This window comes from Brucella sp. NBRC 12950 (assembly GCF_030268145.1).
In the GTDB taxonomy this organism is placed as follows: Bacteria; Pseudomonadota; Alphaproteobacteria; order Rhizobiales; family Rhizobiaceae; genus Brucella.
The window spans coordinates 62,073-88,139 of the sequence record NZ_BSQC01000013.1; the positions used below are offsets into that span (position 1 = coordinate 62,073).

Sequence of the window (26,067 nt, forward strand, 5' to 3'; positions counted from 1 at the left end):
CATTTTAGACCATTATCTATCAGCGCTTGAAGCTGCCAAGAATGCCGCGCACAAGCGCACGTCCAAGTGACGTACTGACAGAACGAACCACTGATTTCATGGCCGTTTCTGCAACTGTCTGACGGCCCGATCGACGACCAGTTCCAAGCGCAGTTCCCAACAGATCGCCAAAAATACCGCCGCCTTCACCGGCCTCTTCCTGCTTCGTCTTCTGCTGGGCGTCGGCTGCTGCCTGCGCTTTGCGCGCCAGCATTTCGAACGCTGAATCGCGGTCGATTGTCTGATCATATTGGCCGGAGACAGGGCTTGCGGCAATGATCTTCACCCGTTCTTCAGGCGTCAGAGGACCAATCTGCGACGATGGTGGGCGGATCAATGTGCGCTGCACCATCGAAGGCACGCCCTTGGCCTGCAAGGTCGAAATCAGTGCTTCACCGGTTGAAAGGTTGGTGATCGCCTCAAACGTCTTGAAATCCGGGTTTGGACGGAACGTATCGGCAGCGGTCTTCACTGCATTTGTTTCGCGAGGCGTATAAGCGCGGAGCGCATGCTGAACACGATTGCCAAGCTGTGCGAGCACTGTTTCAGGCACATCGAGCGGATTCTGCGTCACAAAATAAACACCAACGCCCTTGGAACGGATCAGGCGAACCACCTGCTCGACGCGATCAACCAGCGCCTTCGGTGCTTCATCGAACAGCAAATGCGCTTCATCAAAGAAGAAGACCAGACGCGGCTTGTCAGGATCGCCCACTTCGGGAAGTTCTTCGAAGAGTTCAGACATGAGCCAGAGAAGGAAAGTGGAATAAAGGCGCGGGCTCATCATCAGCTTGTCGGCTGCGAGCACGCTGATAACACCGCGACCGTCGGTCGTCGTCCGCATCAGATCAGCGATACGAAGGGCGGGTTCGCCAAAAAATTTGGAGCCGCCCTGCTGATCAAGCACGAGCAACGAGCGCTGAATCGCACCAACCGACGCCTTGTTGACGTTACCGTATTTTGCAGAAAGCTCAGCCGAACGTTCGGCCATTTCCGCGAGAATTGCCTGCAAATCTTTGAGATCAAGCAGCAGTAGGCCTTCTTCATCGGCCAAACGGAAAGCAACGTTAAGAACGCCTTCCTGAGCATCAGTCAGGTTCATCAGGCGCGAAAGCAGCAGCGGCCCCATTTCGGAGATCGTGGCACGGACCGGATGGCCCTGCTCGCCAAAAATATCCCAGAAAATAACGGGAGATGCGCGCATCTCATATGGGTTGAGCTGAATTTCCTCTGCGCGCTTGGTCAGATTGTCATTGACGACACCTTTGGCGGCGATGCCGGAAAGATCGCCCTTGATATCGGCACAGAAGACTGGAACGCCAGCCGCCGAAAAGCTCTCGGCGAGAACCTGCAGCGTGACCGTTTTACCAGTACCTGTCGCACCGGTAACGAGGCCATGTCTGTTACCATATTTCAGCGCCAGATATTCAGGCTGCTGGTAGGAATCGTCTGGTTTGCGGCTTGCACCAAGGAAAATGGCATCATCAGCAGTCATGAGGCAGGTCGCTCCGTAAAAGGTTTGCTCCCTTACGATATACTAGCACTACCGCCCTGCAACAATGATTAAGCCATTTTATCCATTGATGTGCAATTTTGGCGTCATGCCGTCACAGAAAAATGCGAATATTTTAAATCAGGAAAGCTTGCAAAGCGCCAATGAGAATGCATATTACGTAAACGTAAGAAATTTGGGAGACTCTCATGGACGAACTGATCGCGCGCATCACCTCCAATGTTGGCATTGATGCGGCTACTGCTGAAAAGGCTGTTGGCATGATTTTGGCATTTCTGCAGAAAGAAGGCCCAGCGGATAAAGTACAGCAGCTTTTGGCAGCTTTCCCGGGCGCCGAAGAAGCCATTTCGCAGGTCAAGGGTGGCGGTCTGCTTTCCGGCCTGATGGGCGGCGTGATGGGTCTCGGCTCGCAGCTGATGGGCGCTGGCCTCGGCATGGGTGAAATCTCCGGCGTTGCCAAGGAAACCATCCGTTTTGCCAAGGAAAAGGCGGGGGCTGAACCAGTCGACGCCGTTGTCGGCTCGATCCCAGGCCTCGGCCAGTTCGTATAAATTTGACGCACCAAAGAAAAAGCCCCGGATTTCCGGGGCTTTTTTTTATGCTTCTTTTATGACCGTCACGCCGACATGACGGGTACGCCCGGCACCCCAGCCATTGATGGCTGCTCCCAAGCCAAGGGCTGCAAAGAATATACCGCAGGCGGCAAAGCTTCCTGTCGCACCATGGATCATGCCAACAACGAGCGGACCAATAGCCGCCAATGTATAGCCGACGCATTGCGCCATGCCGGACAGGTGAGCTGCCGTATGTGAATCCGGTGAGCGCAACACGATCACCATCATAGCGGCAGCGATCAAACCGCCCTGCCCAAAGCCCTGCACAATGGCCAGAAGCCAGAAACTCCATTGCGGCAGATAAAGGAAGCCCATCAAAGGCAACGCCGCGCTGATGCAAAGCACCACATTAAGCAGGCTCTGGCTCTTTTGGCGTATCGCAATCGATGGGATCGCGAGACAGGTTACGACCTGCACCATGATCGAAAATGAAACCAAACCGCCAGCTGCCGTAGCACTCAGCCCCTGCTCTCGCAGAATTGGCGCAAGCCAGCCAAAAACGACATAAGCCATCGAGGATTGAAGGCCCATAAACAGTGTGACCTGCCAGGCGAGCTTGTCTTTCCAAAGCCCGACAACCTTAAAACCTGAATGCGCGACATTGTGCTTCGCACGCAGCGCCTGCGGCAGCCAAAGTGCGAGAACCAGCGCTGCTGGAATTGCCCAGAAAGCCAGTGCAAGGTTCCATGAACCGCCGAGCATATGCTCAATCGGAATTGTGAACCCGGCAGCAGCGGCTGCGCCGCCACAAAGTGCCATCGTATAAAAGCCGGTCATAATCGCAGCGGTTTTAGGAAAATCCCGCTTTACGACCCCCGGCAGTAACACATTGCCGGTAGCGATGGCCGCACCAGCCAATATCGCACCAATATACAGTGACGCCTGACTTCCAATGCCACGGATTGCCGTTCCGATGGTCAAGACGATCAGAACAAACAATAAGACGCGCTCGGCACCGTAGCGTTGGGCCAGTCTTGGCGCGAAAGGTGCGAATACGCCCAAACAGACCACCGGCAATGTCGTTAGTAAGCCAGCAGCAAAACCGGACATACCGGTTGCGTCGATGATTTCTGGAAGGAGGACCGAAACGCTTGAAAATACCGGACGCAGATTGGCAGCAATCAACACCAGACTTAATCCCAGCAACACGCGCAAAGCTTGGCTCGGCAGGCGTTGTGCAGCGGGTTGCGGCACGCTGTCGGCCTCGGCATCAACAAAAGGCTCCGCATTGTGTGCCGGATTTTCTTCCGTTGCTGCCTGCAACGAAACATTGTTTGTGTGGCTCATGATGCCAACAGCCTTTCAAGTTCTTTGATTAGGGGCGCCATAAATCGACGCACTGCTTCGCCTGCCAGGTCGGGATTACCAGTGGCGATAGCTTCAATAAGGGCGCTGTGTTCTTCGTGATCGGGTTCCGGCAGCTCTCCATCGAGCGTCGCCTCTATTGATTCCCGGATGGATTGGGAAAAGAAGGCATAGACCTCGATAAGCGCATTGTTGCCCGATGCCGCGACGATTGCTTCATGGAAGGCAAAATCTCGCGAAACAAAATCGGTTCGGCTTGTTTCCGCACGCTTGTTGCGCTGCTCCAGCATCGCTTCAAGATGGCGGATCATTTCCGGTGTCGCTCGTTGAGCAACAAGTCGGGCAGCTTCCGCCTCAAGCGCTGCCCGCGTTTCAAAGCGGTCACGCAAACTTGTATGGCGAATACGATCAAGGCTGCGGCGCATGTCTGCCGCCGACAGAACATAGGTTCCTGAACCCTGTCGCGTTTCCAGCATCCCTTGGGCGACCAGCGCACGCACGGCTTCACGCACAGTGCCACGACTGACCCCGAGTTTCGCGGAAAGGCTTGCTTCATTGGGCAATTGCTCACCCACGCGCCAATTGCCGGCCGTGATCTCAGCCCGGATGGACTGTTCCGCAGCATCGGCAAGGCTTTTTCTTGAGAGTGTTTCCATAGATCACCAAAGTCATCGGATGACTTGATGAATTATATGTCATAATCTCGCGTGTCAATGTGGATTACATGCGACGCGCAATCTGCTTTAACCTTATCTGCCGCATTCCGTTAACAATTATCGCGCAATGTGGCACGCTAGAATGAAGCCTTCGCAACCGGGTGCCGCATGATTACTCTTTACTGCCTTAACGGAGACCATCTCGACCGCGTCGAGGTTGAGCCGGGCAATCCCCTTCCTGAAAACGTTATCTGGATTGACCTTCTCGCACCCGGCGTCAATGAAGATCATATCGTTGAGGCGTGGACCGGCATCTCGATCCCGACCCGTGAAGACATGACGGAAATCGAGGAATCTAGCCGGTTCTATATGGAGAACGGCGCGCAATATCTGACTGTGCCGATCCTTCATGCGGTGGATCTCGATCATCGTGAACTCGCACCTGTCACTTTCATTCTGCATGGGCAGCGGCTGGTAACAGTTCGCTATGCCGATCCGAAATCGGTCAGCATTTACATCACGCGAGCGACAAAACCGGGCAACGGCCTTATCCCGAATGCAAAATGTTCAGGCCTTTCAATCATGCTCGGCATAATCGAGGCCACCACCAACCGTCTGGCAGATATTCTGGAAGGCGTTGCAGGCAAGATCGATGCGGCATCGCATTCGATCTATCGTCGGCAGCCCAAGGCACGGCCAATGACGACTGAGGATTTCCGGCACATCCTCACGCAGATCGGTGGACAGGGTACGTTTCTATCGCGAATGCGCGAAAGTTTGGCAGGCATCAGCAGAATGCTGGTTTATCTCTCTGCGATCAACAGCCCGGTTGCGACCAAGAAAGACACGCGCTCTTGGGTCAAATCGCTGGAACGCGATGCGCAGTCGCTGGTCGCCTATGTGGATTTTCTGTCCAACAAGGTGACGTTCCTGCTTGATACGATTGTCGGGCTTATCTCTGTCGAGCAGAACGCGATCATCAAGATTTTCTCGGTTGCAGCGGTGGGCTTCATGCCTCCAACTCTCGTCGCATCCATCTATGGCATGAACTTCTCATTCATGCCGGAGCTGAACTCGCCCTGGGGTTATCCAATGGCGCTTGGCCTGATGGTGGCCTCAGCTTTGCTGCCACTGTTTTATTTCCGAAGGAAGGGGTGGCTGTAAATCACACCGATGCAGCCACAATCTCCCAGTCTCTGCCTTTGATTTTCAGCACGTCGCCCACCGGCTTGCCAAAAAGCATGATGGCTACAGGCGAGACGTGGGAAATCTTACCATTGGCGGGGTCGGCCTCGTCCTCGCCAACAATGGTCCAGACCCGCACGCCGCCTTCATCGAGGTTTTCCAGCTCCACCGTCATGCCAAAGCGTACAACGTCACTGTCCGGTTCGGGCACGGATAGTTCTGCGGTTTCACGTCGCGAAGTCCAGTAGCGCAAATCACGCGAAACGCGGGCAATCGCTGAGCGCTCGCCTGCAACATTCGCTTCGGCCAGTTCGCGGTGAAGCCGTGCAAGCTCGTCGTCAATCATCTTCAAACCATTCGGCGTGACGAGATTGCGGTGAGGACTGATGGGACGCTCGCCGAGATCGATGGGCGCGTCGTCCTGTTCTTTGGTGAAAGCTCTGCTCATCATCTGAATGTATGCAGAGCGCTTGCGCCCCGCAAGCCCACAGTCTGAACACGAGTGCGACCGGATAAAAATCCGTATTTTAATGCATACCGAGTTTTTATTGATTGACCAGTCAATCAAAGTTAAAATAGGGATCAACAGCCCTCAACCCGGATGACGATTATGCCCAAGATCGGGATGGAACCCCTACGGCGGCGCGAACTGATCGATGCCGCCATCCGTACTATCGGCCAGCGTGGTTCGTTGGACGTCACTGTTGCGCAGATCGCCCATGAAGCAGGTGTATCGCCCGCGCTTGCGCATCACTATTTTGGCGGCAAGGACAAGCTGATCCTGGCCACCATGCGCCATCTCTTGCGTGAGCTCGGGAGCGATTTGAACGCCGCCGTGAAGCTTGCAGAAACTCCGCGTGAGCGTATTGCCGCCATCATCGCGGTTAATTTTTCCGCCTCGCAGTTTGCGCAGGAGACGATTGCAGCCTGGCTGACCTTCTATGTTCATGCGCAGCAATCCGAAGACACAAAGCGGCTTTTGCGCATCTATGCGCGCCGCCTGCATTCAAACTTAGTCTTCGCGCTGGAACAGTTGACCAGCCACGAGCGCGCCAACCGTATTGCCGAAGGCGCAGGTGCGCTGATCGATGGGCTTTATATCCGCCATGCCCTTGGTGCCGATGCGCCAAATGCGGCATCGGCAATTGCCCTTGTTGAAGATTACATCGCTGTTCAGCTTTCGGCGGAGAAATAAGATGGAAGCGGATTTCGTTATTATCGGCTCCGGCTCTGCCGGTTCGGCTATGGCCTACCGGCTGTCGGAAGATGGCAGACACTCGGTTATTGTCATTGAATTCGGCGGCCCGGACATCGGCCCGCTGATTCAGATGCCAGCCGCCCTTTCCTTCCCCATGAATATGGAAACCTATGACTGGGGCTTTTCCACCGAACCTGAGCCGCATATCGGCGGGCGCAGCCTCGTTACCCCACGCGGCAAGGTGGTGGGCGGATCATCATCCATCAACGGCATGGTCTATGTGCGCGGGCACGCACGCGATTACGATCACTGGTCGGAAAGTGGCGCGCGCGGCTGGTCCTATGCCGATGTATTGCCCTACTTCAAGCGGATGGAAAATTCCCACGGCGGACAGGAAGGCTGGCGCGGCACCGATGGTCCGCTGCATGTTCAGCGCGGTCGTCGCGATAACCCGCTGTTCAAGGCCTTCGTCGATGCCGGCCAACAAGCGGGCTTTGAAGTCACTGACGATTATAATGGCGAGAAGCAGGAAGGCTTTGGCCCGATGGAGCAGACGATCCATAATGGACGTCGCTGGTCTGCGGCCAATGCCTATCTGAAGCCTGCCCTCAAGCGCCCCAATGTGAAGCTCGTCAAAGGCTTAGCACGAAAAATCGTGATGGAAGGAAAGCGCGCGGTCGGAGTTGAAATCGAAGCGGGCCGTACTTTCTCGACTATCCGCGCACGCCGCGAAGTTATCATCGCTGCATCGTCCATCAATTCGCCAAAGCTGCTTATGCTTTCAGGCATTGGCCCTGCTGCGCAGCTTAAAGAGCACGGCATTGAGGTCGTGGCTGATCGTCCCGGCGTTGGGCAAAATCTGCAGGATCATCTGGAAGTCTATATCCAGCAGGAATGCACACAGCCGATCACGCTCTATTCCAAGCTCAACCTGTTTTCCAAAGCCAAGATTGGCGCGGAATGGCTGTTCTTCAAAACCGGCGACGGCGCGACAAACCATTTCGAATCCGCAGCCTTCGTGCGTTCTAAAGCGGGCGTGGAATATCCGGATATCCAATACCACTTCCTGCCGGTCGCGATCCGCTATGACGGCAAAGCGGCTGCAGAATCGCACGGCTTTCAGGCGCATGTCGGACCGATGCGCTCCAAGTCGCGCGGCAGTGTTACCTTGCGCTCGGCTAATCCGCGCGAAAAGCCTGTCATAAAGTTCAACTATATGTCGCATGAGGATGATTGGGCCGATTTCCGTCATTGCGTGCGACTGACACGCGAAGTTTTCGGACAGGACGCATTTGCCCCTTATCGCGGCGCGGAAATCCAGCCCGGCGCGAATGTGCAGTCTGATGACGAGATCGACAATTTCATTCGCGAGCATGTGGAAAGTGCATTCCACCCTTGCGGAACTTGCAAAATGGGATCAGTTGACGATCCAATGGCAGTGGTTGATCCAGAATGCCGGGTTATTGGCGTTGAGGGGTTGCGGGTTGCGGATTCATCCATCTTTCCGCGCATCACCAACGGCAACCTCAACGGCCCGTCGATCATGAGTGGCGAAAAGGCATCGGATCATATTCTGGGACGCACTCCGCTGGCGCGATCCAATCAGGAACCATGGATCAACCCGCGCTGGGAAGTATCTGATCGCTAATGAAACTCGAGGAGAATAAAATGAAAGCCCAACCTAAAGCCTCGCATTTCATCGGCGGCGCATTCGTGGAAGACAAAGCTGGCAAGCCGCTTCCCGTCATCTATCCGGCGACAGGCGAAGAAATCGCAAAGCTTTATTCAGCAACGCCGGATGTGATCGAGAGCGCCTATGCTGCCGCGTTGAAAGCGCAAGGCGAATGGGCAGCGCTCAAGCCGGTGGAACGCGGCCGCATTCTGCGCCGCACGGCGGAAATCCTACGCGAGAAAAACAAGAAGCTCTCCAAGCTCGAAACGCTTGATACCGGCAAGGCATTGCAGGAGACACTGGTAGCGGATGCGGCGTCGGCTGCAGATGCGCTTGAGTTTTTCGGAGGCATCATTTCCGGCTTTAATGGTGAGTTCGTAGAGCTTGGCGGGTCGTTTGCTTACACGCGCCGCGAAGCACTCGGCATCTGTGTAGGCATCGGTGCGTGGAATTACCCGATCCAGATCGCCGCATGGAAATCTGCGCCAGCACTGGCTATGGGCAACGCTTTCATCTTCAAGCCGTCCGAGAACACTCCTCTTTCGGCACTCGCGCTGGCAGAAGCCTACAAGGAAGCTGGTCTTCCTGACGGCCTGTTCAATGTCGTACAAGGCTTTGGCGATGTTGGTGCGGCACTCGTCAATCACCGCATGACAGCGAAGGTTTCGCTCACCGGTTCAGTTCCAACCGGCAAGCGGATCATGTCACAGGCTGGTGAGCATCTGAAGCATGTCACGATGGAACTTGGTGGCAAATCTCCGATCATCGTATTTGATGATGCAGATCTCGACAGCGCTATTGGCGGTGCGATGCTCGGCAACTTCTATTCGACCGGTCAGGTCTGCTCCAACGGCACGCGCGTTTTCGTTCATAAGGATGTTCGCGAAACATTTGTCGAGCGTCTGGTTGAACGCACCCGCAAAATCCGCATTGGTGATCCTCTGGATGAAGCCACCCAGATGGGACCACTCGTCAACAGCGCGCAGCGCGACAAGGTTTTGTCCTTTATTGAAAAGGGCAAGCAAGAAGGCGCGAAGCTTGTATGCGGCGGCGGCGTTCCAAAGCTGCAGGGTTTCGACAAAGGCTACTTCATCGAGCCAACCGTCTTTACCGATGTGACTGACGACATGACGATTGCCCGCGAGGAAATCTTCGGCCCGGTCATGAGCATTCTCGAATTCTCGGACGAGGATGAAGTGATTGCGCGCGCCAACGATACCGAGTTCGGTCTGGCTGCCGGTGTATTCACCGCCGACATCGCCCGCGGCCATCGCGTAATCGGACAGATCAAGGCAGGAACCTGCTGGATTAACGCCTATAATCTGACTCCTGTTGAAGTGCCATTTGGCGGCTACAAACAGTCCGGCATTGGCCGCGAAAACGGCATTGCCGCACTGACACATTACAGCCAGATCAAGACTGTCTATGTGGAAATGGGCAAGGTTGACAGCCCCTACTAATCCCACCTAGCAAACAACACAAAGCCCCAATCAATATTAGCAACTACTAATATTGATTGGGGCTTTGTCATTTATGGTCAAGCACAATATTTACGCCATAAAAGCGACCAGTAAACTTCGACTTCCCAAAAGATTGATCACATCTTTCTTATTATATTGAATTTTAACGTCTAATTGATTGCTTTTGTCGCAATAACCTTTTGCGGGAAATAGTAATTACCTCCCACAATGGGGTTGGAATGACAAAAGAGCTGTTTTTATCGACAGATATGGTCGATGCCGAAGCGCGCGACGACTTTTGGCGCGACGCTATCAAGCTATTTTACGAAGTATCTGCCCTCGATGAAGAAAACGAAGAAGGCTTTATCGGTACTTTGCGCTCTTATCCATTCGGCAACATGCTGGTTGGTTCCACCACCTTTAACACCCAGCATTATGAGCGCACAAAGAACCTGATCGCTCAGACTGGTCTCGATCACTATGTTCTTCAAGCCCTACTTTCCGACACCCTGAGTGGAGATTTCAACGGAGCCTCTGTTGCTGCGAAACCCGGTGACATTTTCATCCTCGACATGTCACAGGTCATAACCAGTCATGCAGAAGCGGGCGCACGTCTGACGGTTATCATGCCACGGCAAGAGCTGGAGAAGCTTATCGGATGGCGAAATCTTCATGGCATGGTGTTCAAAACGGAAGCTGCGACAACCCAGCTCCTCTTCGAGTTTCTGCGCGGGCTCAATGATGTGGTTCAGGAACTCTCCGCCGTGGAGGCCATCGCCGCCAAAGATGCAATGATGGCGCTACTTGCTGCATGTATTAAGAGGGCGGACACAGGCGCTGCTGAGAGTGCAACAATCAACCTGCCGATACGCAATCGCATTCTTGCCTATATCGACAAGAACATAACGAACCCGCTTCTTGGTCCCCATTCGATACAACAATGTTTCCGCATGTCGCGCTCACATATTTATCGCGCATTTGAACCGGACGGCGGCGTGGCAAAGGTTATCCGCGACAAGAGGCTCGATATGGCTTACCGGATTCTGATCGAACAAAAAGGCAAGCCTGTTTCACTTAAAGAAATCGCCTATCGCTGCGGTTTTAATGACAGCACACAACTGACCAAGGCTTTCAAAGGGCGCTTCGGTATTGCACCGAAGGAAGCACGAGAAGCCAAAGCCCCGCTGCCGTTACAATCGGAAGGCGGCACGCTGGTTATTCACGAACATCTATCGTCACAGGCAAAAAAGGTCGTTGTCATCTGAATTGACGAGAACATGCAATCACTGAGAATGCGGCAATACCGCTGCATTCCATCAAAAGCGTATCAGACAATCACAGCATCAGTTCGTATGCTGAGCCAGAATGCGCCGTTTGAATAAGCCATCTGCGGTCCAGTGCTGGCATTGCTGACAAATATCATCGCTCCTGCTCCGTGCGCTGCAGCGGAGGGCAGAGTAGCCACGGTATAGGTCGCCGGGCGTATCGGGCCATCGACATGCAGCCGTGTTTCCGGCCAAATCTGACCAACGGCCACATTGCCGGTTGCTCGATCGACCTTCATGGCCTCTCGCCAGTTTCCGCTATCGTCGCCGACTTTAATGCTGAAATTATTGTCCCCGTTCAGGCCCATTTCAGCATATCCGGTCCAGCCCGACTGAAACAGAAGGCTGGCCGTATTGGTTGCAGCCTGTTTATTTATCTTCAGCTGATGCCCGGCACCGGCATTGTTGAAGAGGCTCGCTTCCGAAGAAATGGCGAAACGGTTGATCGCATCAGCCGTCGCCTGCACGCCCAGCATGGACAACGAAAGACTATCCGGCACCGAGCCTGTCACCTGCCATTCTGTGCCATTGTAAACAAATAGCTTGGCTTCTTCTTCGACGTAGGCCAGCCAGCCTTTTGCGATGGTCGCGAATGACCATCCCCCGTCGATAAAGAAAGCAACCTTGCCCTCTTTTCCAGCCCAATGACCGGTAGAAGGTGCTGCAACGATATAACGATCACCTGCGGCAGGTGTTTCCGGAGCGCCCGTTTGGGTTCTGGATTTTACACTCAGATGCACAACTGCATCGAGAAAACGCAAAGCTTCATTGTGTGTGACGTGCTTCTGCGCCTGACTGGGCATGATGTAGGGAAGTTTGAGATTGGGTGTCTGGTCCATAAATAGCTCCTCGCTGTGATAATGCGAGGAGCTTAACCGCACTTATGCTGGTGGGGATAAGTCAGCTGCCGCGATAGGTCGAGTAGGACCAGGGGCTGACCAGCAACGGCACATGATAATTGCCGTCTTCATCTGCAATCGCAAAACGGATCGGGATCAAATCAAGGAATGGCGGATTGGCGACATCGGCGCTACGCCCTTCGAAATACTCAGCAACGTGAAACTGAAGCTCATAGGTGCCTTCCTGCATTTCACTTCCGCTGAGCAATGGTTCGTCGGTGCGACCATCGAGATTGGTGACGGTGCGCTTGATCAGCTCGGTTTTGCCTAAAGCGCCAAGACGATAGAGTTCAATCCGCATTGCTGCGGCTGGACTACCATGTGCAGTGTCGAGAACATGTGTTGATAGCTTGCCCATGGTTCACCTCAGATTTGTGTTTTGAGAGCCGGAATTGTCTCAATGCGATAAGTGACATCCGGCAGGAAATATTCCTCCAGATTATTCTCACTTCCCGCCCGGTCAACAATAAGAAAATCCGATGTCTGCTCCAGCGACACAAGCGGATGATGCCAGACATTGCGCCAGTAATTGACGCCCTGATCGCCACGCGCCAGAAACGCTCTCGGTCTGTCGGGTTTACCATCCGCATCTTCTGCAACAACAACCAGAAACGGCCTGCCATTCAGCGGCACAAAAGCCTGCGAGCCGAACGGATGCCGTTCCAGCATGACGACATCGACAGGCGCTGTGAAGGACTGGCCTCTAAAAATATTGATCAGAACACGGGCGTCGGTGCCTGCTGCTTCAACATGGGCCAGATCGTGGAAGCGCTCCGTCGTGCCATTGTTGATAAGGCGACGTTCGGCGCCTTCAATCTCGATTACATCCCCAAATGGCGCAAAAGCTGCCTTTGTCAGCGGCTCAACTTCAAGCACTTCAAATTTCACACTGTCCTCCCCACAAACCTGATTTTATGACACCTAACAAAGCTTTGCCGCCAGCAAATTGTCAATCACGAAGCAGTTTCAACAAACACATGAAAAAGGCCGGGGTCGTCGCCCGGCCTGTCTAAATTATCAAAGACTTGCGCTGTTTATCGCTTGAGAAGCGACATGATTGCGGGAACCCCACAGGCAGCAAGTGCGAGCTTGACGAGATCACCAATGATGAACACGCCAAAGCCGAATGCGATGCCTTTTTCTAAACCGAACAAATAGGCCATCCAACCTGCTCCCATCACAAGGATGACAACTTCGGCAGCAAGCATGACACCGCCGAGAACAAGCGGTTTGTGCGCAAGCCCCTTATCGGCAGCGCGACCGACCATCCAGGCCGCAATGAGATAGGACAGCAGATAGCCACCTGTCGGACCAACCATGTAAGCGAGGCCAAGCCCCTTTTCCGGCGTTCCGGTGAAAACCGGCAAGCCGAGTGCGCCTTCAAGCAAATAGAGGGCAACCGTGGCAACCGCCAGACGCGAGCCATAAAATGCAGAGATCGCAAACAGCGCTGCTGTCTGCATCGTCACGTTGACGTAGAGAAGATCGACTTTGATATTGGCGGAAATGGTAAGAACAGCGGTACCGATAAGCGCGAGCAAAACAAACCGGAAAGCACGAGCCAATTGCCTGGTTTGCAAGTAGCCGGCAGGAAGAGAAGCAACGTCAACCCTTGATTTGTTTCTCTGACGCATGTTCATCGCACTCCTTATATCGACCCAATATGGGCGCTGTGAGTACCGTTCCACCAGATTATCATTTGAAACCGGACTATATTCGTCCTAAGCCGCTTAATCAATAAAACCAAAGAAGAACGGGTTAGTCCATGGCGCTTGATTTTGACGGCAGCTTTGCCCCTGAATATGGGACTCCGGTTGCCCTGAATAAAGGCCTGCTGCGGCTGACCGCGAATAATCCCAGCGCTTTTACCTTTCATGGCACCAATAGTTACATTGTAGGCACCGATACACTGGCGGTTATCGATCCTGGACCGGAAGATGAAGCGCATTATCAAGCATTGCTCGCAGCAATTGCCGGTCGCCCTGTCAGTCATATCTTTGTGAGCCACACGCATCGCGACCACTCGCCTCTCGCAAAGCGACTGAAGGAACAGACGGACGCGCTCGTTGTCGCCGAAGGTCCGCATCGCCCTGCCCGCCCCTATTACAGCGGTGAGATCAATATGCTGGAGGCGAGCGCCGATATTGATTTTGCGCCCGATCTGGCTCTCGCCGATGGTGCGAAAATCGATGGCGATGGCTGGAGCCTTCGCGGCATACACACACCCGGACACGCCGCCAATCATATGGCTTTTGGCCTTGAAGGCACCGGCATTCTTTTTTCAGCCGATCATGTGATGGCATGGGCCACATCCATCGTCGCACCGCCCGATGGATCGATGAGCGATTACATGACTTCACTTGAAAAGCTGCTGGAGCGCGATGATCGCATCTATCTGCCCGGACATGGTGGAGCCGTCACCAAGCCAGCTGCATTTGTGCGTGGTTTACGCGCACATCGGAAAATGCGGGAGCGCGCGATATTGGAGCGGATCGTGCAAGGTGACCGCACCATTCCCGACATGGTCAAGGCTATCTACCGCGATACCGACCCGCGCCTGCATGGTGCTGCAGCTCTCTCAGTTCTCGCCCACCTTGAAGATCTTGTCGGGCGCGGTGAAGTCATTACGGATGGCAACCCGTCGCTCAACGGCATTTATCAGCCGCGGTGATTACTCCACATCTGAAGGAGCCTTGTTCACTTCGCCTTCAAGCGCGGACAGAAACTCGGTGATAAAGGCAGCGTTCAGGCCCATATCCCGATTGCCGTAACGCGAAACGGATCGCATATCGACATAGGTTGTTTCGCCTTCATCAAGCAGGCGGATGACCACATCGCTTTTCAAACCAAGAATGGTGCTGTGCGCAGTTGCTGCAAAGCGTGTCGCATTCTGCGTTGGCAGCGGCGTGTCACGGCTGATTTGTTTCCAGCCAAATGCTTTCAACGTGTTTTCCACGCCTTGCGCCACCCGGTCGGGTGCAGCTTCATAGCGGCGCCCCATCACATCAGGATAGGCGGACATCTGCCTCAGCATATCGCTCTGGACCTCAACAGGCAGCGAATTCATTCGCGTTAAGCGTGCAGGCATGGTCGAAGGAAACTGCGGTGGCGTCTCAAAGTCGGTCGTCAGATCATAGAGCGGAGGAGAGCCATACCAGAGCGAGGCGACGAAACAGAGGGGCAGCAGAACAGCACATGCCAGAAAGCTGGCCCAGAACGAACGCGCACCGCCTTTGTCACCATTCACCCATAGATTGCGTAGCCCCTTTGCGGCACAAAGCAGTGCTAAAATCGCGAATATCCCGCCTGCAGCTGCAACCAGAACAAAATCGGGTGTCTCGATTTTACCGAACCTGTGCAGAATAAGACCAAGCACCGACAGGACAGCCGCAAAAACGCCAAACCGCAATGCCCAAATTGCGGAGCGCGACTGTCGGCGCTGATAGCGAAGTTTTCTCATGCGGGGTCCCAACTGCCTTTAGAGCGCAATCATGCATAACAGAGACTGCTCTGGCGCAAAAGAAAAAGGCTCAGCACTCGCTGGCAATTTAACCAGCTATGAAAAAACAGCGGGAAAAATAGAGTGAAATCAATATAAAAGCTATTGCAGCAACTTCTAACGAAGGGCATGATCGCGTATATGGGGGCTTTTTTCGGATTCGTCGGAGAGGACGACATGGATCGAACCCTTCATAATGGCCAAATGCCAGCCACATCCAGCACCGCTGAAGCGAAGCAGGATGTCATGACGCTGGAAGCAGTCGAGCTCGAATTTGCGCTCGGTGCCATAGACGTTCTCATCGAAGGATTTGACACGGCTCTTGCCAAGGCAGCTGAGCGTGTGGGCGGCGAAGTACTTTTCAATATGCCAGCGCTGGACACCACCGAGGCACAACGTATCGGTGCAATTGCCATTCCCGGACAGCCGCAAGATCAGGTCGTCTTCGTTACGCTTGGTCACGATGGAACAACACTTTCAGTCGCTCCGCCAACCGGCAACAATGCGCTGTTTGAAAGCCTTGGCCGCAATTATGCCGCTGTCATGAAAAGCCTGACACCGAATGGTAAGACAACCAACGGAACCTAGAGCGCCGTGCGCCCTCCTGGGCGCACAAAGATCGCTTCGCACTTTTCGGGATGCTCTCTAAAGCACTATTTCTCGGCCTGCGGCTTCACAGCTGCAGCTGGTGCTATTGCATGAAGATTGTGTGCTGGCACCGGGTTGAGCGTCATCGTCGTCTGAACATCGCGTAGCTTCACGAATTTCATGCCTTTTGCCTGAAGCGCAAGAATGCCTTTGGCGACACCTTCACCTGCCGAACGTGTCGGCTGGTTGATATGGGAAATGATGACATCGCCATCGCGCGCCGCCGAAATACGGCGGGCTACGACAGGTGCAAGCAGGGATGCGCCCTGATCGCCATTGAGCGAGTAGCCGCCGATTTTGTAACCCATGCTCTCCGCAAGTTTAATAGCGTCAGTCGAATAACGGGCCGTGGCATCCCGATACCATTGCGGCTTTGATGCGCCCGATTTCGCGATCGCATCAGCGCCACCATCGATTTCGGAGCGGACCGCATCAAGCGAACCTGCCGTTTTGATATTATACATGGTCGGCACATTCGTAATGGCTGGCACATGCAAATTACCGTGGTTCTCGATATCGAAAAGATCAGGATGGGCCTTCATCACCGCGAAAGCTTCGGCATTCTGTTTCAACCAGCGCGCGGTGACAAAAATTGTCGCCGGAATGCGGTTCTCTACCAGCACATCGAGAATACGGTGATCCGTTTTGCCCATGCAGGCATCAAGCGTCAGCGCGACTTGTGGCGAAGCAGGACCACCTTTGGCGATACGCAATTGCGGTTCAACAATGCTGATTTTCTCGTGCTTCTCTGGCTGCGGTAGCGCGTCATAGGCGCTGGCCACAGAGCTCAAGCAAACAAGCGCGGCCCCCGCCGCTAACAACTGACGAAACATAGCCACCCCGGCAAATGAAATTCTGGCATTAAGCTTATAACTTAAATGCCAGAATCATAGCCGAAATGTGGTAATTATTTATTGCGGGCTGCAGCTTGAGCTGCCGCCAGTCGGGCAATCGGCACACGGAATGGCGAGCAGGACACGTAATCAAGACCTGTATGCTCGCAGAATCTGATCGATGCCGGATCGCCGCCATGCTCGCCACAAATACCCAGTTTGAGCTTGTCGCGGGTTTTGCGTCCACGCTCAGCTGCGATCTGGATCAACTCTCCCACGCCATCAAAATCCAATGAAACGAACGGGTCCTGTTCGATTACACCACGGCTCTGATAGGTCGAAAGGAATGGCGCTGCATCATCACGCGAAATACCGAACGTGGTCTGCGTGAGGTCGTTCGTGCCAAAAGAGAAGAACTCTGCCGTTTCAGCAATTTCAGCAGCCCGAAGAGCGGCACGCGGCAATTCGATCATCGTACCGACCATATAGTCGATCTGAACACCAGACTCGCCGATCACTTCTTTTGCCACCGCATCGATGCGCGCTTTGACAAAATCAAGTTCTGCCTTGAGGCCGACCAGCGGCACCATGACTTCCGGCACGACATGCTCACCGGTCTTCTTGCCTGCTTCAATGGCGGCTTCAAAGATCGCGCGCGCCTGCATTTCAGCGATTTCCGGGTAGGATACTGCCAGACGGCAACCGCGATGGCCGAGCATCGGATTGAACTCATGAAGACTATCGGCACGTTCGCGCAGTCTATCGGCGTCGACGCCCATGGCGCTTGCCACTTCTGCTACTTCTTCATCAGTGCGTGGCAGGAATTCGTGCAAAGGCGGATCGAGCAAACGGATGGTAACAGGCAAGCCCTTCATGATCTCGAACAGCTCGACAAAATCCGAGCGTTGCATCGGCAGAAGCTTTGCTAGAGCCGCACGGCGGCCATCCTCCTTGTCGGCAAGGATCATTTCCCGCATCGCGATAATGCGTTCGCCTTCAAAGAACATATGCTCGGTGCGGCAGAGACCTATGCCTTCTGCCCCGAACGAGCGTGCGGTGCGGGCATCGGCAGGCGTTTCGGCATTTGCGCGCACCTTCATGCGGCGGGTCTTGTCTGCCCATTCCATGAGTTTGCCGAAATCGCCCGACAGTTCGGGCTGCAGCATGGCAACCTTGCCTTTCAGCACTTGCCCGTTGCCGCCATCAACGGTGATTACATCACCTTTTTTGAAGGTCTGGCCAGCAGCCAGCATGGTACCGTTGCGATAATCAACACGGAGAGAACCTGCACCCGACACGCAGGGCTTGCCCATGCCGCGTGCAACCACTGCCGCGTGACTGGTCATGCCACCGCGCGTGGTCAGAATGCCCTCAGCCGCGTGCATACCGTGAATGTCTTCAGGGCTTGTCTCAACACGCACCAGAATGACATTGCGGCCTTCGGCCTTTGCCTGTTCTGCATCTTCAGACGAGAACACGATTTCGCCTGTCGCAGCGCCAGGAGAAGCGGGTAAGCCTTGGCCTATAACAATGCGTTCGGCTCGCGGATCAATGGTCGGATGCAGAAGCTGGTCGAGTGCGGCCGGATCAATGCGCAGCACGGCTTCTTCTTCAGTAATCAGCCCTTCTGCGGCCATTTCAACAGCCATTTTTAGTGCTGCTTTTGCCGTGCGCTTGCCGGAGCGGGTTTGCAGCATCCAGAGCTTGCCGCGCTCGATGGTGAATTCCAGATCCTGCATATCGCGGTAATGCTGTTCAAGCCGATCTGCCACTTTCAGAAAGTCAGCAAAGGCTTCCGGCATGACCTTTTCAAGCGAAGGCTTATCAGAACCCGCAGCAATACGCGCTTCTTCGGTAATGTTCTGTGGTGTGCGAATGCCTGCCACGACATCTTCACCCTGCGCATTGACCAGAAATTCGCCATAGAGTTTCTTTTCGCCGGTCGATGGATTGCGGGTGAAGGCAACGCCGGTCGCAGACGTTTCGCCCATATTGCCGAACACCATGGCCTGAACATTCACCGCCGTACCCCATTGGGCCGGGATGTTATGCAGACGACGATAGGTGATAGCGCGGGCGTTCATCCAGCTGGAGAAAACAGCACTGATTGCTCCCCAAAGCTGTTCGCGCGGGTCTTGCGGAAAAGGCTCGCCGAGCTCTTCCTCGACCTTCGCCTTGTAGAGCGCGATCACATCTTTCCAGTCGTCCGCACTTAGAGCCGTATCGACTTCAACGCCGAGATCGGCCTTCTTGTCTTCGAGGATTTCTTCAAAGAAACCATGGTCAACACCCAGCACGACATCCGAATACATCTGGATGAATCGACGATAGCTGTCATAGGCGAAACGCTCGTCGCCAGCCTCACGCGCAATGGCTTGCACAGTCTCATCATTGAGACCAAGGTTCAGAACCGTATCCATCATGCCCGGCATGGATGCACGCGCACCCGATCGCACCGACACAAGCAACGGCTTTTCCGCACCACCGAACACGCGTCCAGTCCGCTCAGCCACCTGATCAAGTGCTGTCTGCACCTGCTGATCAAGTTCGTCGGGATAGGACCGCTCATGGTCGTAATAGGAAGTGCACACTTCCGTCGTGATCGTAAAACCGGGCGGCACTGGCAGACCAAGGCTGCTCATTTCAGCCAGGTTCGCGCCTTTACCGCCGAGAAGGTTGCGATCACTCGCAGCGCCCTCTGCCTTACCATCACCGAATGCGTACACCCACTTCGCCATGCCGGCCTCCCTTGCGCAGGTAACGGTCCGCAATGTCTGTGGTTTTCCACAGGCTTGCAGAAACTATCTTCGTGCTTATGCGATCAAGTCGTTGTCTGCCAATCAAAAAAGACAAAGCACCGTAATAGAATCGATTAGACGACAATAAAGCCGATCCACCGATTGACTCTGATCACGGATTAGATCAAAAATAAGAACAAATATAGAACATTTGGAGTTGATTATGCGTATCACCGGCAAGCTTGATTATCTTGAAATGCCAGCGGGCAATGGATCACTGGACGCTGCGAAGAGTTTCTATTCGCGCGCTTTTGGTTGGTCGTTCGTCGATTATGGGCCGACCTATTCCGCCTTCGCGGAAGGCCTGGATGGCGGTTTTGATGCCGATCCGGAAGCGACGCGCAAGCCGTTGCCTGTGCTTTATTCCGCGCAGCTCGAAGAAACCTTGAAGGCTGTGACAGAAGCTGGTGGAACGGTTGTGAAACCGATTTTTGCATTTCCCGGCGGTCGTCGTTTTCACTTCACCGACCCTGCCGGCAATGAGCTTGCTGTCTGGAGCGAGAAGTAACAACATCATAGTTGCTAGTTGACAGCAGCGACCACATGGAAATGATGCGCCATGTCTTATTTAGTTCAACATAGAATTGGTGACATGCGCTTCATTCTCCCAGCCGTTCTGCTTTCTCTCGCCGCTTCGTCAGCATCCGCTCAGACAACGGCGCCTGCGCCCGACAGCGCACCGCTCAGCCGATGCGAAGAGTTTCTCAAAGGTATGAGCGTTCTCAAGCCCGGTAAGGATTATGCAGTCAGAGACATCCCCGATGGCTGCGTTGTTTTGAACGGTTTGTATCAAGCCACGAGCATGATGGGCTGGACAGTAGACAGGGCCATCATCGAAGTGGATCGTTTGCAGGACTATCTGTCCGAAGCGCCTGATGTGAGCAAAACTGCACCGCAATGGGGACGCATTGCGGTCGATGGTGTGCGCTTCACGCTGCAAAGCGGCAGCAAAATCTCGGATTACATCACCTCAATTCAGCAATGGCCGATGGATTTTACGGCCTCCTATCGCTTCAATCCGGAGAGTGGTTATCTGCACATTCAGAACGCAGAAATCAGCAGCATAAAGCTGGGCAAAGCTTCAATTTCTGCGGAAATCAACCTGCCGATCGATTCATCGGTTGCTTCCCTGACCGTTAATCCGACCGCCACACTTTCGCATCTGCGTTTGCGCCTCGATAATCAGGGCCTGTTGGAAAGTGTCGCTTTGCCGACACTCGTCAATTTCGCTGCACTGCCATCTGAGACCGGCGAAAGCGACCCGGAAGTCGACATTGCGCGTCTACGCGATATTGCCAGCAAAGCCATTGGAGCCATGCCCGACAGCGAGATCGATGCGGCTTCCAGAAAAGCGCTGGCTCGTTTTGTTCAGGACATGCCAAATCCGACGGGCTTTTTCACAATGGATGTGCATTTCGACAAGCCGTTGCCAATCGGCCTCAAGGATCTGGAGCCGGGCAAACTTGCACAACACGCTCTGACAGGCGCAAAGATCAGCGTAACCTATAAGGCTCGCTAATCAGATAAAACCTGAAGCCAGAGCTTTTCCAATTTCGATTTATAGCATTTCCAGTAAAAGTGCGAAGCGGTTTTGCGTCGGATAATGCGTAGAAATAAACAGTTACAGCGGTTCCAACGATTCATTCTTAACTGGAACCGCTGTAACTGTTGGAAATGCTCTGTCTATCTGTTTTAGAGCATAAGTCCTATCGGAGTGAAACGAGGATCGATAAGATTATGCTTCAAATAAAAATGCTTAGGTCGCAGATCTGATATAATCAGATCAAAACGCGCTCTAAGCGCATCTTGCGAAACAAAGCAGTATCAACCGCCATGTCCACATCTCTATCATCCCTTGAAACCGCCGCTAAATATCTGTCGCAATCCGACAAAGATCAGTTCTTCAAAATCAAGCGTGAAATGGAAGCATCAGGTGCATCCAGAGCAAGCATTGAAGAACGTCTTCATGCGTTTATTTGGCAAGTCATTGAAGCCGATGATGATGACGAAGACGAAAGCGGGAATGAAGAGTGATACTCTGACTCAGAAATGAGCGCGTCGATCTGATTATTTGCTTTTGCGCATCATCCGACGCAGAGCCGCTTCGCACTTTTGCTGGAAGTACTATATTTTCCAAAAGCCATTTCACATTTTTCGGGATGCGCTCTAAAATCAGCTTGCTTCGCGCAGCTGCTCCGCGGTTTGAAGATCAACCGAGACAAGCTGGCTCACGCCTTGCTCACCCATGGTCACACCGAACAGACGGTTCATGCGCGCCATGGTGATCGGATTATGCGTGATGACTACGAAACGCGTTTCGGTTGAAGCCGCCATTTCGTCCATCAGATTACAATAGCGCTCGACATTATGGTCATCGAGCGGCGCGTCCACTTCGTCCAGTACGCAGATCGGTGCCGGGTTCGTCAGGAACACGGCAAAGATCAGCGCCATTGCAGTCAGTGCCTGTTCGCCACCTGAAAGCAGCGTCATGGTCTGCGGCTTCTTGCCCGGTGGGCGCGCCAGAATTTCCAGCCCTGCGTCCAGTGGATCATCGCTCTCAATGAGCTGCAATTCCGCAGTACCACCACCAAAAAGATGCGTGAACAGACGCTGGAATTGCGCATTCACAACATCAAATGCAGCCAGCAACCGTTCACGGCCCTCGCGGTTGAGACTCTGAATCGCCTGACGCAGTTTCTTGATCGCTTCAATGACGTCTTCGCGCTCGGAGATAATCGCCTCAAGACGCGCCGAAAGCTCCTGACTTTCCTCTTCCGCGCGCAAGTTGACTGCACCAAGACGCTCGCGTTCGATCCGCAAACGTTCAAGCTGGCGCTCGAGCTGATCAGGATCAGGCATACGGTCTTCAGGCTTCAAACCTGTGTGGCGGATCGCTTCGTGCGGCGCACAATTAAGTGCATCGACAATACGCGCTTCCGTATCCTTGCGACGTTCCTCGGCAGCTGTCAGGCGCTCTTCAGCACGCGCACGCTGTTCGCGGCTGGTCGCAAGCTGCTGGATGGCAAGCGTTGCGGCCTTGTCGAGCTCTGCCTGTGCAGCCTCTGCTTCAGCAAGAATGTCGGCAGCCTGCTTGCGACGCTCATCAGCTCCCGAAAGCTCATTAAGCAGAGCGCGGCGGCGGCTTTCGATCTCTTCCGGTGCTTCCGCCAGTGCTTCAGCTTCATCGGCAGTCTCAGAACGACGATCATTTAGTGCAGCAATCTGCTGCGCGGCGTTTTCTGCACGAGACGCCCAGTTGCGGCGTTCAAGCCCAATCATCGCCAAACGGCGCGAACGGTTGTCGGCTTCGCGACGCTGACCTTCATAGGCAGCGCGAGCTTCCGCAAGCTGAACGCGGTCCGCTTGCACTTCCGTAGTCATGGCCGAATGACGTTCGCCGATGGCATCCATATCGGGCATTTCGTTGAGACGGTCTTCGGCCTCAACAACACGGATCTGTGCTTCCTCAAGGTTTTCCTCAAGGCGCGATTTGGCTTCTTCGAGACCAGCACGTTTGGTCGCCAGCTGACCCGCAGCACGTTCAACAGCAGCCAGAGCCTCACGCGCATCATCTAGCTTGCGCTGATTGGCACGCCAGGCATCGCGGGCAACGCGTTCCTGTTCAACCGCTTCGCGAACAGCCATTTCAAAACGTTGCACGGCCTGTTCGGCACTCTTTACGCGGGCGTCAGCACTGATTGCTTCCTGCTCAAGCTCCGCCAGACGGTTCTTTTGCGCAAGCCGCTGAGCAGCTGGTGTCGGCGCATCGGCGCTTGCAGTATAGCCATCCCAGCGCCACAGAGCACCAGCCTTGCTGACCAGTCGCTGGCCAGGACGCAGAGAAGCCTGCAAACGCGGACCATCATTGTCAGAAACCACGCCGACCTGCGCCAGTCTGCGGCGCAATTGCTGAGGGCCTTGCACCAGACGATCAAGCGATACACTGCCTTCAGGCAGAACCGGATCGGTTTCGGCTGCCGGATTATAGGCCCAAAAGACCGGAGCATCGGCGTCGCTCGCTGCATCAAGGTCTTCACCCAGAGCGGCACCCAAGGCAATTTCATAGCCCTTTTCGACCTGTAACTCTTCGACAACCGGCGGAAACTGTCCTGTCTCTCCAGCATTGAGAATGCGCGCCAATGTCTGCGCTTCGGTCTCGATCCGATTAAGCTCAGTGCGCGCTTCGCTGAGCGGCTGGCGGCCTGCCGCCTCCTGCTCACGCGCAGCACTCACGAGTTCTTCAGCGGCAGTCACCGCGTCTTCGGATGCTGCCAGTGCGTCAGTTGCAGCTTCAACTGCAACGCGCTTCTCAGCCGGATCAAACAGTCCACCGATCTGCTCCGTGACCGCCGCAATATCGCGCTCGATTGTTTCCATCTGGTTCGCCAGACGGTCACGACGGCTTTGCGTCTCCTGCAAGGCCCGCTCGATCTGCGTTCGTTCGGCAGCGGCCTCTGCGCGTTCCGCGGTCACGCGAGCAAGCGCGTTTTCGCTATCCTGCAACCGGATTTCCGATTCCTCGAAAATCGCACGCAACTCTTCATCCCGTTCGCCAGATGCTTCATTGGATGCGAGCAGCTCCTGCTCTTCCTCGTCAAGCCGTGCCAGAATGTCGGCATTCTCGCGCACCATTTGCTCTTCGCGTGCAATGTCGGCAGTCAACTGTTCGAGCCGCTTCATAAGCTCGGCACGGCGGGCACGAATACGACCGTCTTCTTCGTTGAGCTGGGTGCGAGCGATTGAAAGACGCTGCAAAGCGGCAGCGGCTTTGGCTTCTGCCTCACGCATTTCAGGCAATTTATGCGCGCCAACGCCCTGTTCGCGCGCGGCATTCATCTGTGCCTGCGCCATATCGCCGACAACAGAGGTTGCCTGTGCCAGTGCGCTTTGCGCCTCGCCTTCCTGCGTTTTGGCTTGCGACCAGCGCAAATGAAGCAAAGCTGCTTCGGCCCGACGAATATCAGCCGAAAGTGCTTTAAAGCGATTGGCCTGACGCGCCTGACGTTTCAGACTTTCAATCTGGCTGCCAAGCTCGCCAACGACATCTTCGAGACGTTCAAGATTGCCTTCAGCTGCACGAAGGCGCAATTCCGCCTCGTGGCGACGGGTATGCAATCCGGAAATGCCTGCGGCTTCTTCCAGAAGCGCGCGACGCGCCTGTGGCTTGGCCTGAATGAGTTCACCAATCCGGCCCTGTCCCACCATGGATGGCGAGCGGGCGCCGGTTGATTGATCAGCAAAGAGCAGCTGCACATCCTTGGCGCGCGCTTCCTTGCCATTGATGCGATAAACCGAACCCGCTTCGCGCTCGATACGGCGCGAAACCTGCAACTCGTCCTGATCATTATAGGCAGCAGGTGCTGTGCGGTCAGAATTATCGAGGAAAAGCGTCACTTCCGCCGTATTACGCGCGGGTCGCGTAGCGGAGCCGGAAAAGATCACATCGTCCATGCCGGAAGCGCGCATGTTTTTGTATGAGTTTTCACCCATCACCCAGCGCAGAGCTTCAACGAGATTGGACTTGCCACAGCCATTGGGTCCGACAACGCCCGTCAGCCCACCTTCAATGACGAACTCCATCGGTTCGACAAAGGATTTGAAACCAACAAGACGCAGCTTGGAGAAGCGCATCAGTGAGCCCTCCCCGAAACTGTTTCAACGCGCCGGTTATGCGAAAAACCGGCTTCCACTTTTTCGCCTGGCGCTTGCGTATAAACACAAAAAGCGGACGCAACGAAGCGTCCGCTTTTCTTGCCGAAAGGCGGCTTAGAGCAGCTTGTCAATGATTGCCGACATCTCGTCAACCGAAAGGGCTCCAGCGTATTTCTGTCCATTGATGAAGAAAGTTGGCGTGGCGTTCACACCAAATTCCGTCGAACCGCGTTCCATCGTTGCTCTCACATCATCGAGAACTTGCTGGTTCGTCAAGCAAGCCTTGAATGACTCCTGTGTAAAACCTGCAAGTTTTGCGATCTGGAGCAGTGCAGCTTCGCCATCAGCGGCGCCAGCCCATTGCTGCTGCTGCTTGAAGAACACTTCAACCATCGGGAAATAACGATCTTCCGGTGCGCAGCGAGCGAGCATGAAAGCAGCGGTTGCGCGTGGATCGAACGGGAACTCGCGGAAAATCAGCTTCGCCTTGCCGGTATCGATGTATTTTTCCTTGATGGTCGGGAAAGTGTTGATTGCAAAATCAGCGCAATGCGAACAGGTCAGCGATGCATATTCGACGATCGTGACTGGAGCATCGGCCTTACCATAGACCATGTCCTTGAGCTTGCCAGGTTCTGCGACTTTGGCGGCATCGATGGTGGCTTCCGCGCTGCGGGACTGAGCGCTTGCATTGCCAGCAAGAGCCAACCCTGCGGCAGCTGCGCCTGCAAGAGAAATAACATGTCTGCGGTTAAGCGTTGCAGGCATACG

The 26,067-nt window shown here is 54.5% G+C and carries 24 protein-coding genes; 11 read left to right on the plus strand and 13 right to left on the minus strand.

The genetic code is table 11. The annotated features are described in order from the left end of the window. Positions 1 to 19 precede the first annotated feature (19 nt). On the minus strand, positions 20 to 1,534 hold the full coding sequence (locus QSJ70_RS20395) for a helicase HerA-like C-terminal domain-containing protein (protein ID WP_285539140.1): 1,515 nt from the start codon (positions 1,532 to 1,534) through the stop codon (positions 20 to 22). Positions 1,535 to 1,740: 206 nt separating this feature from the next. Here QSJ70_RS20395 and QSJ70_RS20400 point away from each other — a divergent pair, with 206 nt between their 5' ends. Next, positions 1,741 to 2,103 (plus strand): hypothetical protein, encoded by a 363-nt coding sequence (locus tag QSJ70_RS20400; protein ID WP_007874122.1) that lies wholly within the window; start codon positions 1,741 to 1,743, stop codon positions 2,101 to 2,103. Positions 2,104 to 2,148: 45 nt separating this feature from the next. Here the strand turns inward: QSJ70_RS20400 and QSJ70_RS20405 are convergent, their stop codons facing one another. Together QSJ70_RS20405 and QSJ70_RS20410 are read right to left on the minus strand one after the other, a co-directional pair. Further along, complete coding sequence (locus QSJ70_RS20405) at positions 2,149 to 3,453, minus strand: CynX/NimT family MFS transporter (RefSeq protein WP_112805127.1); 1,305 nt, start codon at positions 3,451 to 3,453, stop codon at positions 2,149 to 2,151. After that, positions 3,450 to 4,127: a FadR/GntR family transcriptional regulator gene (locus tag QSJ70_RS20410; protein WP_105518279.1), complete on the minus strand. Its 678-nt coding sequence runs from the start codon at positions 4,125 to 4,127 to the stop codon at positions 3,450 to 3,452. The genes QSJ70_RS20405 and QSJ70_RS20410 overlap by 4 nt, the downstream gene beginning before the upstream one ends. 168 nt (positions 4,128 to 4,295) lie before the next feature. Between QSJ70_RS20410 and QSJ70_RS20415 the strand changes: the two genes are divergently transcribed. Next, positions 4,296 to 5,291 carry a magnesium transporter CorA family protein gene (locus QSJ70_RS20415; protein WP_007874109.1) on the plus strand — a complete coding sequence of 332 codons (996 nt, stop codon included), beginning with the start codon at positions 4,296 to 4,298 and terminating at the stop codon, positions 5,289 to 5,291. A gap of 1 nt (position 5,292) precedes the next feature. Here the strand turns inward: QSJ70_RS20415 and QSJ70_RS20420 are convergent, their stop codons facing one another. Then, complete coding sequence (locus tag QSJ70_RS20420; protein ID WP_285539325.1) at positions 5,293 to 5,760, minus strand: GreA/GreB family elongation factor; 468 nt, start codon at positions 5,758 to 5,760, stop codon at positions 5,293 to 5,295. Positions 5,761 to 5,922: 162 nt separating this feature from the next. Here QSJ70_RS20420 and betI point away from each other — a divergent pair, with 162 nt between their 5' ends. The 4 genes from betI (at position 5,923) to QSJ70_RS20440 (ending at position 10,907) form a co-directional block, all read left to right on the plus strand. After that, positions 5,923 to 6,507, plus strand: a complete 585-nt coding sequence (gene betI / locus QSJ70_RS20425) for a transcriptional regulator BetI (protein ID WP_285539145.1) — start codon at positions 5,923 to 5,925, stop codon at positions 6,505 to 6,507. 1 nt (position 6,508) lies between these two features. Continuing rightward, a complete protein-coding gene (gene betA / locus QSJ70_RS20430; protein ID WP_285539147.1) occupies positions 6,509 to 8,158 on the plus strand; it encodes a choline dehydrogenase in 1,650 nt (549 codons plus the stop codon). A 20-nt stretch (positions 8,159 to 8,178) separates the two neighbouring features. Then, complete coding sequence (betB, locus tag QSJ70_RS20435) at positions 8,179 to 9,642, plus strand: betaine-aldehyde dehydrogenase (RefSeq protein ID WP_285539150.1); 1,464 nt, start codon at positions 8,179 to 8,181, stop codon at positions 9,640 to 9,642. Between the two features lie 239 nt (positions 9,643 to 9,881). Then, the gene (locus QSJ70_RS20440) at positions 9,882 to 10,907 is read left to right on the plus strand and encodes a helix-turn-helix domain-containing protein (RefSeq protein ID WP_285539152.1); all 1,026 of its coding nucleotides are present in this window, start codon (positions 9,882 to 9,884) and stop codon (positions 10,905 to 10,907) included. 62 nt (positions 10,908 to 10,969) lie between these two features. On the opposite strand, the gene QSJ70_RS20445 is transcribed toward QSJ70_RS20440, so the two are convergent. From QSJ70_RS20445 to QSJ70_RS20460, 4 genes are all read right to left on the minus strand, one after another. Further along, a complete protein-coding gene (locus QSJ70_RS20445; protein ID WP_285539153.1) occupies positions 10,970 to 11,806 on the minus strand; it encodes a DUF2793 domain-containing protein in 837 nt (278 codons plus the stop codon). A gap of 61 nt (positions 11,807 to 11,867) precedes the next feature. Further along, a complete protein-coding gene (uraH, locus tag QSJ70_RS20450) occupies positions 11,868 to 12,224 on the minus strand; it encodes a hydroxyisourate hydrolase (protein WP_007874093.1) in 357 nt (118 codons plus the stop codon). Between the two features lie 8 nt (positions 12,225 to 12,232). After that, the gene (locus QSJ70_RS20455; RefSeq protein WP_105518274.1) at positions 12,233 to 12,754 is read right to left on the minus strand and encodes an ureidoglycolate lyase; all 522 of its coding nucleotides are present in this window, start codon (positions 12,752 to 12,754) and stop codon (positions 12,233 to 12,235) included. Positions 12,755 to 12,900: 146 nt separating this feature from the next. Continuing rightward, positions 12,901 to 13,500 carry a biotin transporter BioY gene (locus QSJ70_RS20460; protein WP_285539157.1) on the minus strand — a complete coding sequence of 200 codons (600 nt, stop codon included), beginning with the start codon at positions 13,498 to 13,500 and terminating at the stop codon, positions 12,901 to 12,903. A gap of 131 nt (positions 13,501 to 13,631) precedes the next feature. On the opposite strand from QSJ70_RS20460, the gene QSJ70_RS20465 reads away from it, so the two are divergent. Then, a complete protein-coding gene (locus QSJ70_RS20465; RefSeq protein WP_285539159.1) occupies positions 13,632 to 14,537 on the plus strand; it encodes an MBL fold metallo-hydrolase in 906 nt (301 codons plus the stop codon). Here the strand turns inward: QSJ70_RS20465 and QSJ70_RS20470 are convergent, their stop codons facing one another. Next, on the minus strand, positions 14,538 to 15,326 hold the full coding sequence (locus QSJ70_RS20470; protein WP_285539160.1) for a DUF1499 domain-containing protein: 789 nt from the start codon (positions 15,324 to 15,326) through the stop codon (positions 14,538 to 14,540). 216 nt (positions 15,327 to 15,542) lie between these two features. Here QSJ70_RS20470 and QSJ70_RS20475 point away from each other — a divergent pair, with 216 nt between their 5' ends. Then, positions 15,543 to 15,953: a hypothetical protein gene (locus QSJ70_RS20475; RefSeq protein WP_285539161.1), complete on the plus strand. Its 411-nt coding sequence runs from the start codon at positions 15,543 to 15,545 to the stop codon at positions 15,951 to 15,953. A 65-nt stretch (positions 15,954 to 16,018) separates the two neighbouring features. On the opposite strand, the gene QSJ70_RS20480 is transcribed toward QSJ70_RS20475, so the two are convergent. Together QSJ70_RS20480 and ppdK are read right to left on the minus strand one after the other, a co-directional pair. Then, positions 16,019 to 16,846 carry a polysaccharide deacetylase family protein gene (locus QSJ70_RS20480; RefSeq protein WP_285539163.1) on the minus strand — a complete coding sequence of 276 codons (828 nt, stop codon included), beginning with the start codon at positions 16,844 to 16,846 and terminating at the stop codon, positions 16,019 to 16,021. A 74-nt stretch (positions 16,847 to 16,920) separates the two neighbouring features. Then, the gene (ppdK, locus tag QSJ70_RS20485) at positions 16,921 to 19,584 is read right to left on the minus strand and encodes a pyruvate, phosphate dikinase (RefSeq protein ID WP_285539164.1); all 2,664 of its coding nucleotides are present in this window, start codon (positions 19,582 to 19,584) and stop codon (positions 16,921 to 16,923) included. Positions 19,585 to 19,807: 223 nt separating this feature from the next. Between ppdK and QSJ70_RS20490 the strand changes: the two genes are divergently transcribed. The 3 genes from QSJ70_RS20490 (at position 19,808) to QSJ70_RS20500 (ending at position 21,678) form a co-directional block, all read left to right on the plus strand. Then, positions 19,808 to 20,152 carry a VOC family protein gene (locus QSJ70_RS20490; protein ID WP_007874082.1) on the plus strand — a complete coding sequence of 115 codons (345 nt, stop codon included), beginning with the start codon at positions 19,808 to 19,810 and terminating at the stop codon, positions 20,150 to 20,152. A gap of 51 nt (positions 20,153 to 20,203) precedes the next feature. Beyond that, positions 20,204 to 21,163 carry a hypothetical protein gene (locus tag QSJ70_RS20495; protein WP_285539165.1) on the plus strand — a complete coding sequence of 320 codons (960 nt, stop codon included), beginning with the start codon at positions 20,204 to 20,206 and terminating at the stop codon, positions 21,161 to 21,163. A gap of 314 nt (positions 21,164 to 21,477) precedes the next feature. Beyond that, positions 21,478 to 21,678 carry a hypothetical protein gene (locus QSJ70_RS20500; RefSeq protein WP_079211606.1) on the plus strand — a complete coding sequence of 67 codons (201 nt, stop codon included), beginning with the start codon at positions 21,478 to 21,480 and terminating at the stop codon, positions 21,676 to 21,678. Between the two features lie 138 nt (positions 21,679 to 21,816). On the opposite strand, the gene smc is transcribed toward QSJ70_RS20500, so the two are convergent. Both smc and QSJ70_RS20510 read right to left on the minus strand, forming a co-directional pair. Then, on the minus strand, positions 21,817 to 25,275 hold the full coding sequence (gene smc / locus QSJ70_RS20505; protein WP_285539171.1) for a chromosome segregation protein SMC: 3,459 nt from the start codon (positions 25,273 to 25,275) through the stop codon (positions 21,817 to 21,819). Between the two features lie 135 nt (positions 25,276 to 25,410). Beyond that, the gene (locus QSJ70_RS20510) at positions 25,411 to 26,064 is read right to left on the minus strand and encodes a DsbA family protein (RefSeq protein ID WP_007874076.1); all 654 of its coding nucleotides are present in this window, start codon (positions 26,062 to 26,064) and stop codon (positions 25,411 to 25,413) included. Between the last annotated feature and the right edge of the window lie 3 nt (positions 26,065 to 26,067).